The sequence below is a fragment of the Rhizobium sp. WW22 genome (assembly GCF_047041135.1).
Lineage (GTDB): Bacteria > Pseudomonadota > Alphaproteobacteria > Rhizobiales > Rhizobiaceae > Rhizobium.
The window spans coordinates 992965-1005968 of sequence record NZ_CP178198.1; the positions used below are offsets into that span (position 1 = coordinate 992965).

Here is a 13004-nt window from a genome sequence, read left to right on the forward strand (position 1 = left end):
AAAAGCAAGTTGCTTGAGCAGATGCGCCGTGTCGGCGAATCCTCCGGCCGCAATCGGACCGAAAGGCTGAACCGGCAGCCACAGTTACAACCGCGTCAGGCGACCCGTTTCGAGGATCTGCCCGAATATAAGCGTGTCGCAACGCAGCGCATGGCAGGTGAGCTGCTCGGCGTCGCCAATCCATTCTATCGGTCGCATGATGCCGCCGCCGGCGCGACGACGCGCATCGGCGGGCGTGAGTTCGTCAATTTTGCCTCCTATGATTATCTGGCGACCAATACGGACCCGCATGTCGCCAAGCGCGCCAAGGAGGCGATCGACCGCTTCGGAATCTCGGCGTCGGCCAGTCGTCTCGTCGCAGGCGAGCGACCTGATCATGTGGAGCTCGAGCGCAGGCTTGCAGAGGTCTATGGCGTCGATGCCGCCGTCTGCTTTGTCAGCGGCTACTTAACCAATGTCGCTGCGATCGGCTGTCTGATGGGGCCGCAGGATCTCGTGATCCACGATGAATTCATTCACAACAGCGCGCTTGCCGGCATCAAGCTTTCCGGTGCCGCCCGCCGGCTGTTCCAGCATAATGATGTCGATAGCCTCGAGAATATCCTGAAGACACTATCGTCGGATTTCCGGCGCATTCTGGTCATCGTCGAAGGCATCTATTCGATGGATGGTGATATCGCCGACCTGCCGGCGCTGCTGGAGCTCAAGGCGCGCTATGGTTTCTGGCTGATGGTCGACGAGGCGCACGCGCTTGGCATTCTCGGCAGGACGGGCCGCGGCACATTCGAGCACTTCGATCTTGATCCGCGTGATGTCGATATCTGGATGGGCACGCTCTCGAAGACGACGTCGAGCTGCGGCGGCTATATCGCCGGCACGCGTGCGCTTGCCGATATTCTGAAGGCGGAAGCCGGCGGTTTCGTCTATAGCGTCGGCCTTTCGCCCGTTCTCGCCGCCGCCGCCGTCGCTGGCCTCGATATTCTCAAGTCCGAACCGGAGCGAACCGCGCGGCTTAGGCGCAACGGCCATCTGTTTCTCGACGAGGCAAAGGCGGCTGGCCTCGATACCGGCCTCAGCGTGGGGCACTCGGTCGTGCCCGTGATCGTCGGCGATTCGCTTCGGGCCGCGCAGCTTTCCAACGACTTGCTCGCCGAAGGCATCAACGTGCTGCCCATCATCCATCCGGCGGTGCCCGAGGGCATGGCGCGCCTTCGTTTCTTCATCACCTGCAATCATACCGAGGAGCAGATCCGGCGCGCGGTGAGGCTGACAGCAGAAAAACTCAAGAGCTTGAAGGACCGCAATTTCGGTCTTGCTTCGCTGGATATGGAGAAGATGATGCAACTGCTGCCCATGGCTCAAACGCCAGGCGGCTCTTAAGTTTCGGGGCGATCGTCTCATGCACGTTATCGTCACGGGAGGTTCAAGCGGAATTGGTCTGGCGATAGCCAAGCTCTATGCCGCCCGAGGAGCTCGGGTTTCGCTTCTTGCTCGCGATACCGGGCGCCTCGAAGAGGCGCGCGCCGAAATCGCGATGCTTCCCGGTGTCGACAGTGCCTTTATCCGGACGGCTTCCGTTGATGTGGCCTCTGCCGAACAGACTACCGAGGCGGTAAGGCTTTGCGAGGCGTTCTTCGGCCCTTGCGATATTCTTGTCGCTTCCGCGGGTATCGTCGAGCCCCGTACCTTCGATGCAATGTCCGCGTCGGTTTTCGATGAGCAGATCTCCGTCAATCTCCTTGGGACAGCTAACGCGGTTCGTGCTGTTTATAAAGGCATGAAGAGCCGCCGCGGCGGCCGGATCATGATGATTTCTTCGGGTGCCGCCTTGATCGGTATCTTTGGCTATAGCGCTTATTGCGCATCCAAATCGGCGCTGGCGGGCTTTGCCGAGGCTTTGAGCGCGGAAGCCGGCGCTTGGGGCGTGCAGATTTCGATCTGCTTCCCGCCCGATACGATGACACCGCAATATGCTCGGGAAATCGCGTTAAGGCCGCGTGAAGCGGAGATTTTGATGGGGGCCGTCAAGCCGTGGAGTGCGGAGGAGGTCGCAGCAAGAATCGTCCGTGGGATGGATCGTGGCAGGCAGAAGATTCACTTCGGATTTTCGCTGACGGCGCTGGCTTACTTCGGACCGCTGATAAAACCATTGCTGTTATGGTGGTTTTCACGTAAGGCGCGAAAAATATTTGGTGACGAGGCGCATAGCGGTCTTGCCGATACCGGCAAGCAGAGCTTTGATCGCGATAAGTAATACAAAACACGCACAGGAGTTGCACCGCCAGCGAAACACGTGCAAGAGAAGGTAAGTCAGGGGTATTGGCGGCCCGTTCCTCGCTGATATGGAAATGCTGCCGAGGCAGCGGGCATTTGGATGGCGCAGTCTTGAAGCTTCACGATTTTCCTGTTCTTTTGACGCTTGCCTGCTTCGCGTTTTCCTGCGTCATCGTCTTTCTGACCGATCCGTTGGCGATGCCGGCGGCCATCAACGCCGAGAACCGTACGAAAAGAAGCTGGCGGCGAGTAGCCTGCGACTGGGCGGCAAGAATTCCGGTCATCATCCTCATCTATGCGGCTTTCTTCGCCATTTCCTGGCGCCCGATCTACAGCACTCAGGCCGTCATCAGTTTCTTCGTCATCTTCACCGGCATATCGAGGGCGAAATTCGAGTTCATCCGCGAGCCTCTGGTATTTTCGGACATCGCGCTCGTCGTGGATGTCTTCAAATACAAGGAGATCTTCTACGCGACATCGCTGAACATCGTCTTCTGGATCATCGCTTTTGCCTACGTCTTCGGCCTCAGCGGTCTTTACATGTATCTGGAGCCCGCGGTTCTGCCGGACCACCACGGTGTGCTTTGGATCCTGCTGATGCTGGCTGCAGCCTTTACGCCATGGATCGCTTTGTTCAGCCGCGTCGTCAGCGAACCGGTCTGCCGTCTCACGCAGAAGTTTCTCGGCAAGGTTGACGTCAAGAGCGATACGGTGCGATTCGGCACCTTTGCCTCCGTCGTTTTTCATTTCGTCATCTGGGTCGGTGTCCGGCGCGAGGCGATCGTCTCGGAATTATCCGAGCGTTTCATGTCGGCGCTGCAGGAGCTTTGGGAACATGGCGAAGACGAACCGCTCATCGTCGTCTGGCAATCCGAATCATTCATCGATCTCAGACATTTCGGCGTCGACAATATCAAGCTTCCCAATCTCGACCGTCTGAGGGAGCAGGCCGCGCAATGGGGCCGCATGACAAGCGTCTTCGAGGGTGGCTATACGCTACGAACCGAGTTTGCCGTCTTGAGCGGGCTACTGCCCGAAAATGTGCATATCGACGCCAGCTACCCTTATTTGCGTGCCAGCCATTACAAGGATGTCGTCTGGCCGGCGCGGCTGAAAAAGGCCGGCTGGAAGACGCAGTTCATCCATCCCTACGACAAGACGTTTTTCCTGCGTCACAAGGCGTTGCCGCAGCTTGGCTTCGACCGGATGATGATGCTGGACGAGTTCGATCACAATCCCGAGCGCGATGGCCCTTATGTCAGCGACCTCTCGCTGACAAAAAGCGTGATTCGGACGATCGATGATGACGGCACGAGCAAGAACTTCCTCTTTGTCGCGTCCATGGCGAATCACGGCCCCTGGGAGCCGGGCCGCTGCGGCGACCTCGTCAATCCGGTGGACATCTACGGCGAACTCCTGATGCGCGCCGATCACGCGCTCGGCAATCTTGCCCATCACCTCGACAGGCTGGATCGCCCGGTTTGGTTGCTTTTCTATGGCGATCACGCACCCCTGCTGAAGGCCTTTGCCGATCCGTTCCCGGATCCGCGCACCGATTATGTCATCGTTCCGCTTGGCCGCGCGCGCGCCCATTCTCAAAAGCCGCAGCCGCCGCAGGAAGAGGCGCCTTGGAATCTGATCGGCACATTGCTGCGCTATGCCGGCCTTGCCACCGAGGTTGCGGAATGATGCCCAGCGGGGGGGAAGGGGCCGCGCGACCGCGCGTCTTCCTCTTCCTGCAGGGCCCATCCTCGCCTTTGTTCGTCGAGACTGCCAGGATATTGGAGAAGGCCGGCGGCCGCTGCATCCGCATCAACCTGAATGCCGGGGATTGGATTTCGTGGCGCCGCCGCAAGGCGTTCAACTATCGCGGCGACTTTGCCGGATGGCGAGCCTATGTCAGGCTTCGAATCGAAGCCGAGCATGTCACGGATCTGATCCTGCATGGCGAAGAGCGGCCCTATCACCGGGTCGCCATCGAGGAGGCGCGCCGCGCCGGCGTTGCCGTCAATGTCGTGGAAATGGGTTATTTGCGGCCGGACTGGGTGACCCTCGAGCGAGACGGCCTCTCTTCCAATTCGCACTTTCCCACCAATCCGGTCCATATTCTGAAGGCCGCGTCCAATCTGCCGGAGCCGGATTGGACACGTCGTTACAACCAGACTTTCCTGGCGGAAGCGCTTTACGATCTCGCCTATTATCTGCCGACCGTCTTTCTGTGGTTCCTCTATCCCGGCTATCGCCGGCACGGGCTCTACCATCCCTTGATGGAATATGCCGGATGGCTGAAGAAACTGCCGGCAAGCGGCAGAAGGACACGCGAAGCGCAGGGCGTGATCGAGGAGCTGATTGCAGGCGGCAAACGATTCTTCGTCTATCCCCTACAGCTTCAGACCGATTTTCAGCTCCGCGCGCATTCGCCTTTTCATCAGCAGCAGGATGCAATCCGGCTGATTCTCCGTTCTTTTGCGGAGCATGCCGCGCCGGATACACATCTCGTCCTAAAGCTTCATCCGCTCGACAGCGGGCTCGTGGACTGGCGGGCATATGTCGAGCATATCGGCGCCTCATGCGGATTGTCGCCGCGCATCCATCTGATCGATGGCGGCAGTCTCGACCGGCTGATTGTCGCCAGCCAGGGCATGGTAACGGTCAACTCGACTGCGGCACTTTCGGCGCTGCAGGCGGGGAAGCCGGTCAAAGCGCTGGGAGCCGCGATCTACGATATCGATGGACTGAGTGACCAGGGGAACCTGGATCGATTCTGGCTGGAGCCGACGCAGCCGTTACTGGAACTGCGCGATGCATTTTTTCGCCTGCTGGCCGTGGCGGTACAGGTACGCGGCAACTTTTGCTCGCGCGAGGGCGCTCGCGCCGCCGCCGCGCAGATTGCCGAGAGACTGTTATTGCGAACGGTCAATTTGCCCGACGCCTACGTCGATCCGCCGCCAAGGCAGCGGCCGATAAAGCTTCATGTGCCGTAATGAAGATGCAATGGGATGAAAGAAGAATGCCGCCGCGAGGGGTCTTCGGGCTGAAATTGACAATACGACCGCTTACATGTGGATTGACGGAGAACCCGGCGCGGCGATTCGACGTTGGGAGTGAATTTCAATAACGGTTTGCCGGGAGCAAACGTCATGGATGACAGCAAGATGGAACGATTCATGTTGAAGGAGCTGCTGATCATCATAGCAGCCCTTGTGCTTGTTTCCGTGGTGCTTCTAGGCGTGATTATTCTCGGCAACTACTGAGCCGCCGCGATAGCGCGCAACCTCGCTCATCGAGAGCGCAACAAAGCTGCTAGAAAATCAACTGACATTCAATCTGAAGAAGTGGTGGGCGATGAGAGACTCGAACTCCCGACATCCTCGGTGTAAACGAGGCGCTCTACCAACTGAGCTAATCGCCCTTCTGCGAAACGGAGCATTGGCCCGCCGCGTTCGGTGGCCGTGATCTATGCGGAACGGGGAAAAACCGCAAGAGTGTTTATGAAGATTTTTTGATTTTTTTGATTTTTGCACATTCCTGGCCGCACTCGTCAACATATGCTGGCTCGACGCCCCGCGAGGTTATTCCCATGCATATCAGGTTCTCATGAAATGCATGGGGTGGGAACCTGCCATGTGAAATCGAGAGGACCGAAAATTGCAGAAGTGCTTGTCCAAAACAATTCGCATTCTGTCATCGATTTGTATTCAAACCTGCTTGACACCCAAACACGAACCCCGTAGTTAGCCGCTCATCGAACGGCGAGGGCCGCTTTGATGGGTGCGGAAGCATCTGGAATGCTTGAAATGTAATGCGGGTGTAGCTCAGTCGGTTAGAGTGCCGGCCTGTCACGCCGGAGGTCGCGGGTTCGAGCCCCGTCACTCGCGCCATTTCAAGGCAAATTTCGGATCCGTACTGGCTGAAAGGCCAAACAATGCGCGGGTGTAGCTCAGTCGGTTAGAGTGCCGGCCTGTCACGCCGGAGGTCGCGGGTTCGAGCCCCGTCACTCGCGCCATTCTCTCCAAGCCATTACAATCAAACGTCAATTTATTGCGATTGCGAACGGACCTTTTCGCGTTTGCGCCAATTTGTCGCGTTGTCGTCGCAACACATTGATATCTACCGCTCGACAGGACCCCGAACGACAGATTCAAAAGGCTTGCGCGCGCGCTCCGCCTGCGCTAACCACGGCTCTGTTGCAACGCTCTTTCGCTTGCTGGGCATTTGCTCAGATGCGCCGCCCCGGCGCTGACCGCAAGCAGGGATGGACATGATGACTGGACTGCTCAGTTCCTATATTCCGATAGCGATTTTCATTGGTATTGCCCTGGTGATTGGCCTGGCGCTGTTGATCACGCCGTTTGCCGTCGCCTTCAAGGCGCCTGACTCGGAAAAGCTGTCGGCTTACGAATGCGGTTTCAATGCATTCGATGATGCCCGCATGAAGTTCGATATCCGCTTCTACCTGGTATCGATTCTCTTCATCATCTTCGATCTGGAAGTCGCCTTCCTCTTTCCGTGGGCTGTATCCTTTGGTGCGATCGGCTGGTTCGGGTTCTGGTCGATGATGGTGTTCCTCGCGGTGCTGACCATCGGCTTTATCTATGAATGGAAGAAGGGAGCCCTTGAATGGGAGTAGCTCCAAGCAACACGACGCTCGTTGCGCCGCAGCCGAAGGGGATCATCGATCCCGCCACCGGCCGGCCGGTCGGCAGCAACGATCCGTTCTTCGGCGAGATCAACAACGAGCTCGCCGACAAGGGCTTTCTGGTCACCTCCACCGATGAGCTGATCAACTGGGCCCGTACCGGCTCGCTGATGTGGATGACCTTCGGTCTCGCCTGCTGCGCCGTCGAAATGATGCAGGTTTCGATGCCGCGTTACGACGTCGAGCGCTTTGGCTTTGCGCCGCGCGCTTCGCCCCGCCAGTCTGACGTCATGATCGTTGCCGGCACGCTCACCAACAAGATGGCGCCCGCTCTGCGCAAGGTCTACGACCAGATGCCCGAGCCGCGTTACGTCATTTCGATGGGCTCCTGCGCGAACGGCGGCGGCTATTATCACTATTCCTATTCCGTCGTTCGCGGATGCGACCGTGTCGTTCCGATCGACATTTATATTCCGGGCTGTCCTCCCACGGCGGAAGCGCTGCTTTACGGCGTGCTTCTGCTGCAGAAGAAGATCCGGCGCACCGGCACGATCGAACGGTAAGGCAGGGGACAAGGTATTATGAGTGAAGCCCTGAACGAGCTTGCCGCCTACCTCACGGAAGTCCGCAGCGCCTTGATCTCGTCGAGCGAGATCAAATATGGCGAGCTGACCGTGACGACGACGACCGAAAACGTTATCGCCCTGCTGACCTTCCTGCGTGATGACGCCAGGTGCGGCTTCGTCAACATGACGGATATTTGCGGCGTCGACTGGCCGCAGCGTGTCGAGCGTTTCGACGTGGTATACCATCTGCTGTCGCCCAAGAAGAACCTGCGCATCCGCGTCAAGGTTCCCGTCGGCGAAGATCAGCCTGTTCCCTCCGCCTGCGGTATCTATCCCGGCGCGGATTGGTTCGAGCGCGAAACCTGGGACATGTACGGCGTTCTCTTTACCGGCCATCCGGATCTGCGCCGTATCCTGACCGACTACGGTTTCGAAGGTCACCCGCTGCGCAAGGACTTCCCGACGACCGGTTTCGTCGAAGTCCGCTACGATGATGCCGCCAAGCGCGTCGTCTATGAGCCGGTGGAACTGAAGCAGGAATTCCGCAACTTCGATTTCCTGTCGCCGTGGGAGGGTACCGACTACGTGCTCCCGGGCGACGAAAAGGCGAAGGCCTGATTGTTGGCGTGTGGCGGGCTTCGGCCTGCCATCCTCTGAAATTCCGAAAACGCGAGCATCGCCGTCATGACAGAACATAACGTTCGCAACTTCAACATCAATTTCGGTCCGCAGCATCCGGCTGCGCACGGCGTTTTGCGTCTTGTCCTCGAATTGGACGGCGAAATTGTGGAACGCGTCGATCCCCATATCGGCCTGCTGCATCGCGGCACGGAAAAGCTGATCGAGACGAAGACCTATCTTCAGGCCGTTCCTTATTTCGACCGCCTCGACTATGTCGCGCCGATGAACCAGGAGCATGCCTATGCCTTGGCCGTCGAAAAGCTGCTCGGCATTGATATCCCGATCCGCGGCCAGCTGATCCGCGTCCTTTATTCGGAAATCGGCCGTATCCTGTCGCATCTTCTGAACGTCACGACGCAGGCTATGGACGTCGGCGCGCTGACGCCGCCGCTCTGGGGCTTCGAAGAGCGCGAAAAGCTGATGGTGTTCTACGAGCGTGCCTCCGGTTCGCGCATGCATGCCGCCTACATCCGTCCGGGCGGCGTTCACCAGGACCTGCCTGAAAAGCTCGTTCAGGATATCGGCGACTGGTGCGACCCATTCCTGAAGGCGCTCGACGATATCGATGATCTGCTGACCGGCAACCGCATCTTCAAGCAGCGTAACGTCGATATTGGCGTAGTCTCGCTGGAAGACTGTTGGGCCTGGGGCTTCTCCGGCGTCATGGTCCGCGGCTCCGGTGCTGCCTGGGACTTGCGCAAGGCGCAGCCATACGAATGTTACTCCGATCTCGAATTCGATATTCCGATCGGCAAGAACGGCGACTGCTACGACCGTTACCTCATCCGCATGATCGAAATGCGCGAATCTGTCCGCATCATGAAGCAGTGCGTCAATCGCCTGCTCGGCGATGCCAGGACCGGACCGGTTTCGTCGCTCGATGGTAAGGTGGTTCCGCCGAAGCGCGGTGAGATGAAGCGCTCCATGGAAGCGCTGATCCACCATTTCAAGCTTTATACCGAAGGCTATCACGTGCCGGCCGGCGAGGTTTATGCAGCTGTCGAAGCGCCAAAGGGCGAGTTCGGCGTCTATCTCGTCTCGGACGGCTCCAACAAGCCTTATCGCTGCAAGATCCGCGCGCCGGGCTATGCGCATCTGCAGGCCATGGACTTCATGTGCCGCGGCCACCAGCTCGCCGACGTCGCAGCCGTGCTCGGTTCGCTCGATATCGTCTTCGGTGAGGTGGATCGCTGATGCGGGTCTGGCAGGCGATAGTTCCGGCGCTTCTGGTCGCTTGCGGTGCCTCGGCACAGCAGACCGGCAAGACGCCGAGCCTGCCGACCCTCAACATGCAGGGTTCGAATGCCACGAGCACGAATACTGCAAAAGGCGGAAATGAGGGTACGTCGGGCGGAGATTCGACCGTTGCGGACCTTCTCTCCCGTGGCTACCAGATCAAGGCCGCCGTGCCGAACGGCGGTAAGTTCGTTGTGTTTATGCAGAAAGACCAGTCGGCCTATGCCTGCGAATTCTCGTCTCTGACGAATACGCGGTGTGGGTCCTTAAACTGAGATAAGGCGTGAAAGATGTCCGTTCGTCGACTAGCCGAAGATCAATTCCAGCCTGCCGCCTTCGCTTTCAATGCGGAGAATTCGGTCTGGGCTGAAAAGACGATCCAGAAATACCCGGAGGGCCGCCAGCAATCCGCGATCATCCCTCTGATGATGCGTGCGCAGGAGCAGGAAGGCTGGGTCACCAAGGCGGCCATCGAAACGATCGCCGACATGCTCGACATGGCCTATATCCGCGCGCTCGAAGTCGCGACCTTCTATACGCAGTTCCAGCTGCACCCGGTTGGCACGCGCGCCCACGTTCAGGTTTGCGGCACGACGCCGTGCATGCTGCGCGGCGCCGAGGGGCTGATCAAGGTCTGCAAGAGCCGGATCAACGATCACGCTTTCGAGCGCAATGCCGACGGCACGCTCTCCTGGGAAGAGGTCGAATGTCAGGGCGCCTGCGTCAACGCGCCGATGGTGGTGATCGGCAAGGATACCTATGAGGATCTGACCCCGGCACGCCTGGAAGAGATCATCGATACATTCGCCGCAGGCAAGGGTCATGAGATTCAGACCGGCCCACAGATCGATCGCGTTTTCTCCGCGCCGGAAGGCGGTTTAACGTCGCTCCTGTCGGATGAGGCTAAGGCAAAGAGCACGGCGAGCAAGGTGGCCAAGGCTACTGCTGATACCGTATCGATCCCGCCGTCCGAAGCCGCCCGTGCCAAGAGCACGGACGCGGAAACCAATAAGAGCCTGAAGACGCCGGCGACGGCGCCGAAGGAAGCAGCCAAGAACGCCAAGGCAGCGGAAGCGCAGCCGCTTTCTGGGACTGCGGCTGCCGAGCCTGTCGCCGGAAAGCCGTCGCTCGACGACAAGAATCGTCCCGCCGGTATCGAAAGACCCGCGCAGCCGGACAATCTGCAGCTCATTTCAGGCGTTGGCCCGAAGATCGAAGGGACCTTGCATGAACTTGGCATCTTTACCTTTGCGCAGATTGCCAGCTGGCACGAAGCCGAGCGCCATTGGGTCGACGGCTATCTGAATTTCAAGGGCCGGATCGATCGTGACGACTGGGTCAGGCAGGCTGAGGCACTCGCTAAGGGTGGCGAAGCGGAATATATCAAGGTCTTCGGCAAGAAGCCGCGGTAAGAGGTGAAGCATGTTACAGGATCAGGATCGCATCTTTACCAATATCTACGGCCTCAAGGATAAATCCCTGAAGGGCGCGATGTCGCGCGGCCATTGGGACGGCACGAAGCAAATCCTCGAAAAGGGCCGTGACTGGATCATCAACGAGATGAAGGCATCCGGCCTTCGCGGTCGCGGCGGCGCAGGCTTCCCGACCGGCCTCAAGTGGTCCTTCATGCCGAAGGAAAGTGACGGCCGTCCGCATTATCTCGTCGTCAATGCCGACGAGTCGGAACCCGGCACCTGCAAGGACCGCGACATCATGCGCCACGATCCGCATACGCTGATCGAAGGCTGCGTCATCGCTGGTTTCGCCATGGGCGCGAATACCGCTTACATCTATGTCCGCGGCGAGTACATGCGCGAGCGCGAAGCCCTGCAGGCTGCGATCGATGAATGCTACGATGCTGGATTGCTGGGCAAAAACAATAAGCTCGGCTGGGATTTTGATGTTTTCGTTCATCACGGCGCCGGCGCTTATATCTGCGGCGAGGAAACCGCGCTGCTCGAAAGCCTGGAAGGCAAGAAGGGCCAGCCGCGCTTGAAGCCGCCATTCCCGGCCAATATGGGTCTCTACGGCTGCCCGACGACGGTCAACAATGTCGAGTCGATCGCCGTTGCCCCGACGATCCTGCGCCGCGGCGCCGGCTGGTTCTCCTCCTTCGGCCGTCCGAACAATGTCGGCACGAAGCTGTTCATGCTCTCCGGTCACGTCAACCGTCCCTGCACGGTCGAGGAAACCATGGGCATCACCTTCCGTGAGCTCGTCGACAAGCACGCCGGCGGCATTCGCGGCGGCTGGGATAACCTGCTCGCCGTCATTCCCGGCGGCGCATCGTGCCCGGTCGTTCCGGCTGCTGACATCATCGACTGCCCGATGGATTTCGACGGCTTGCGCGAAGTTAAGTCGTCCTTCGGCACGGCTGCGGCGATCGTCATGGACAAGTCGACCGACATCATCAAGGCGATTGCCCGCATCTCGGCCTTCTTCAAGCATGAGAGCTGCGGCCAGTGCACGCCGTGCCGCGAAGGCACGGGCTGGATGTGGCGCGTTCTCGAGCGCATGGCTCGCGGCAACGCGCAGAAGCGCGAGATCGACATGCTGTTCCAGGTGACGAAGCAGATCGAAGGTCATACCATCTGTGCGCTCGGTGACGCAGCCGCATGGCCGGTTCAGGGCCTGATTCGCAATTTCCGTCCCGAGATCGAAAAGCGCATCGACCAGTATACCGCCAATGCGACGAGCCACGGCGCTGTTCTGGAAGCAGCCGAGTAAGGATCGAAGATGGCGAAGACCAACGATATCAGGCAGGAGAGCGGAGCGGCCGGTAACGCATCGGCCGATCTTGGCCGCACTGCTGCCGATATGTTTGGGAACGCGCCGATCATGCCGATCCATCCGCTGATGGCTCATCCGGCCGCAGCCATTGCCGCGGTCACCGCAATCGGTTTCGGCTTTACCTCGCAACTGGCCGGCGCGTTTTTTGGCGCTTTCCAGGGCGCGGTCGAAGCAACCACCCGGCTGGCCGATGCCCTTGAAGACGAAAAACATCCGGCTGAGGTCGCTGCGAAGCCAGCGGGCGTGGACGGTGGGGCAGGGGACGCCAAACCTGTAAAGCCCGAGGCTGCAGTCAAGGAGGCTGCGGTCAAGGCTGTTGCACCGAAACCGGTTGCTGCGAAGCAGAGGCCGGCTGCCGTGAAGAAAGCCGAGCCGAAGCCCGCGGTTGTCGCACCCAAGGCGGTTACGGCTCCTGCAAAGAAGACGGCGAAGGTTGAAGCCGCTGCGCCCGTCGCCGTAAAGCCGGCTCCTGCGCGCGGCCGCAAGGCAGCCGAGAAGGCTGACGACCTGAAGCGAATTTCCGGCGTCGGTCCGAAGCTGGAGCAGGTGCTGAACGGACGCGGCATCAAGCGCTTCGCCGATATCGCCGCCTGGAGCGACGCGGATGTCGAGCGGATCGATGGCGAGCTCGGTTTCGAAGGTCGTATCCGGCGCGATGACTGGGTTGGCCAGGCGAAGGCGCTGCTGCCGAAGGGCCGGAGTTAAGGTTTTCCTCGGCTGGATCGCGGCCGGGGAGGGTGAATGAAGGCGATGGAGACGATGTGGGTGCCCCACATGGCTCGATCGCAAAGCGGGTCTTGCGGGGACAAGGCTTGGCA

The 13004-nt window shown here is 59.4% G+C and carries 12 protein-coding genes and 3 tRNA genes; 14 read left to right on the plus strand and 1 reads right to left on the minus strand.

Annotation, left to right across the window (positions count from 1 at the left end):
• The first annotated feature begins 21 nt into the window (after positions 1 to 21).
• From ACK83U_RS04960 to ACK83U_RS04975, 4 genes are all read left to right on the plus strand, one after another.
• Positions 22 to 1380: an aminotransferase class I/II-fold pyridoxal phosphate-dependent enzyme gene (locus tag ACK83U_RS04960; RefSeq protein WP_246698946.1), complete on the plus strand. Its 1359-nt coding sequence runs from the start codon at positions 22 to 24 to the stop codon at positions 1378 to 1380.
• Between the two features lie 19 nt (positions 1381 to 1399).
• Complete coding sequence (locus tag ACK83U_RS04965; RefSeq protein WP_112607163.1) at positions 1400 to 2254, plus strand: SDR family oxidoreductase; 855 nt, start codon at positions 1400 to 1402, stop codon at positions 2252 to 2254.
• 131 nt (positions 2255 to 2385) lie between these two features.
• The gene (locus ACK83U_RS04970; RefSeq protein ID WP_112607606.1) at positions 2386 to 3963 is read left to right on the plus strand and encodes a sulfatase-like hydrolase/transferase; all 1578 of its coding nucleotides are present in this window, start codon (positions 2386 to 2388) and stop codon (positions 3961 to 3963) included.
• On the plus strand, positions 3960 to 5258 hold the full coding sequence (locus tag ACK83U_RS04975) for a capsular biosynthesis protein (RefSeq protein ID WP_112607161.1): 1299 nt from the start codon (positions 3960 to 3962) through the stop codon (positions 5256 to 5258). The genes ACK83U_RS04970 and ACK83U_RS04975 overlap by 4 nt, the downstream gene beginning before the upstream one ends.
• 352 nt (positions 5259 to 5610) lie before the next feature.
• Here ACK83U_RS04975 and ACK83U_RS04980 read toward each other — a convergent pair.
• Positions 5611 to 5686 (minus strand) — tRNA-Val (locus ACK83U_RS04980).
• 392 nt (positions 5687 to 6078) lie between these two features.
• Here ACK83U_RS04980 and ACK83U_RS04985 point away from each other — a divergent pair.
• The 10 genes from ACK83U_RS04985 to ACK83U_RS05030 all read left to right on the plus strand — a co-directional run bounded on the left by ACK83U_RS04985 (position 6079) and on the right by ACK83U_RS05030 (position 12891).
• Positions 6079 to 6155 (plus strand) — tRNA-Asp (locus tag ACK83U_RS04985).
• Between the two features lie 48 nt (positions 6156 to 6203).
• Positions 6204 to 6280 (plus strand) — tRNA-Asp (locus tag ACK83U_RS04990).
• A gap of 258 nt (positions 6281 to 6538) precedes the next feature.
• A complete protein-coding gene (locus tag ACK83U_RS04995) occupies positions 6539 to 6904 on the plus strand; it encodes an NADH-quinone oxidoreductase subunit A (protein ID WP_034489570.1) in 366 nt (121 codons plus the stop codon).
• Positions 6895 to 7476, plus strand: coding sequence for a NuoB/complex I 20 kDa subunit family protein (locus tag ACK83U_RS05000; protein WP_015339504.1), 582 nt, complete (start codon positions 6895 to 6897; stop codon positions 7474 to 7476). Before ACK83U_RS04995 ends, ACK83U_RS05000 begins: the two co-directional genes overlap by 10 nt.
• Positions 7477 to 7494: 18 nt before the next feature.
• Positions 7495 to 8097 carry an NADH-quinone oxidoreductase subunit C gene (locus tag ACK83U_RS05005; protein ID WP_112337529.1) on the plus strand — a complete coding sequence of 201 codons (603 nt, stop codon included), beginning with the start codon at positions 7495 to 7497 and terminating at the stop codon, positions 8095 to 8097.
• A 66-nt stretch (positions 8098 to 8163) separates the two neighbouring features.
• On the plus strand, positions 8164 to 9354 hold the full coding sequence (locus tag ACK83U_RS05010; RefSeq protein WP_112398588.1) for an NADH-quinone oxidoreductase subunit D: 1191 nt from the start codon (positions 8164 to 8166) through the stop codon (positions 9352 to 9354).
• The gene (locus ACK83U_RS05015; RefSeq protein WP_112398587.1) at positions 9354 to 9671 is read left to right on the plus strand and encodes a hypothetical protein; all 318 of its coding nucleotides are present in this window, start codon (positions 9354 to 9356) and stop codon (positions 9669 to 9671) included. Before ACK83U_RS05010 ends, ACK83U_RS05015 begins: the two co-directional genes overlap by 1 nt.
• Positions 9672 to 9686: 15 nt before the next feature.
• The gene (locus ACK83U_RS05020) at positions 9687 to 10808 is read left to right on the plus strand and encodes an NADH-quinone oxidoreductase subunit E (protein ID WP_112607159.1); all 1122 of its coding nucleotides are present in this window, start codon (positions 9687 to 9689) and stop codon (positions 10806 to 10808) included.
• Between the two features lie 10 nt (positions 10809 to 10818).
• Positions 10819 to 12123, plus strand: coding sequence for an NADH-quinone oxidoreductase subunit NuoF (gene nuoF / locus ACK83U_RS05025; RefSeq protein ID WP_112607157.1), 1305 nt, complete (start codon positions 10819 to 10821; stop codon positions 12121 to 12123).
• Between the two features lie 9 nt (positions 12124 to 12132).
• The gene (locus ACK83U_RS05030) at positions 12133 to 12891 is read left to right on the plus strand and encodes a 5' DNA nuclease (RefSeq protein WP_112607155.1); all 759 of its coding nucleotides are present in this window, start codon (positions 12133 to 12135) and stop codon (positions 12889 to 12891) included.
• The last annotated feature ends 113 nt before the right edge of the window (positions 12892 to 13004 follow it).

Coding starts and splice junctions, on each gene's coding strand:
- ACK83U_RS04960 (WP_246698946.1), top strand. CDS start 22: ATGCGCCGTGTCGGCGAATCCTCCGGCCGCAATCGGACCGAAAGGCTG.
- ACK83U_RS04965 (WP_112607163.1), top strand. CDS start 1,400: ATGCACGTTATCGTCACGGGAGGTTCAAGCGGAATTGGTCTGGCGATA.
- ACK83U_RS04975 (WP_112607161.1), top strand. CDS start 3,960: ATGATGCCCAGCGGGGGGGAAGGGGCCGCGCGACCGCGCGTCTTCCTC.
- ACK83U_RS04995 (WP_034489570.1), top strand. CDS start 6,539: ATGACTGGACTGCTCAGTTCCTATATTCCGATAGCGATTTTCATTGGT.
- ACK83U_RS05000 (WP_015339504.1), top strand. CDS start 6,895: ATGGGAGTAGCTCCAAGCAACACGACGCTCGTTGCGCCGCAGCCGAAG.
- ACK83U_RS05005 (WP_112337529.1), top strand. CDS start 7,495: ATGAGTGAAGCCCTGAACGAGCTTGCCGCCTACCTCACGGAAGTCCGC.
- ACK83U_RS05010 (WP_112398588.1), top strand. CDS start 8,164: ATGACAGAACATAACGTTCGCAACTTCAACATCAATTTCGGTCCGCAG.
- ACK83U_RS05015 (WP_112398587.1), top strand. CDS start 9,354: ATGCGGGTCTGGCAGGCGATAGTTCCGGCGCTTCTGGTCGCTTGCGGT.
- ACK83U_RS05020 (WP_112607159.1), top strand. CDS start 9,687: ATGTCCGTTCGTCGACTAGCCGAAGATCAATTCCAGCCTGCCGCCTTC.
- nuoF (WP_112607157.1), top strand. CDS start 10,819: ATGTTACAGGATCAGGATCGCATCTTTACCAATATCTACGGCCTCAAG.
- ACK83U_RS05030 (WP_112607155.1), top strand. CDS start 12,133: ATGGCGAAGACCAACGATATCAGGCAGGAGAGCGGAGCGGCCGGTAAC.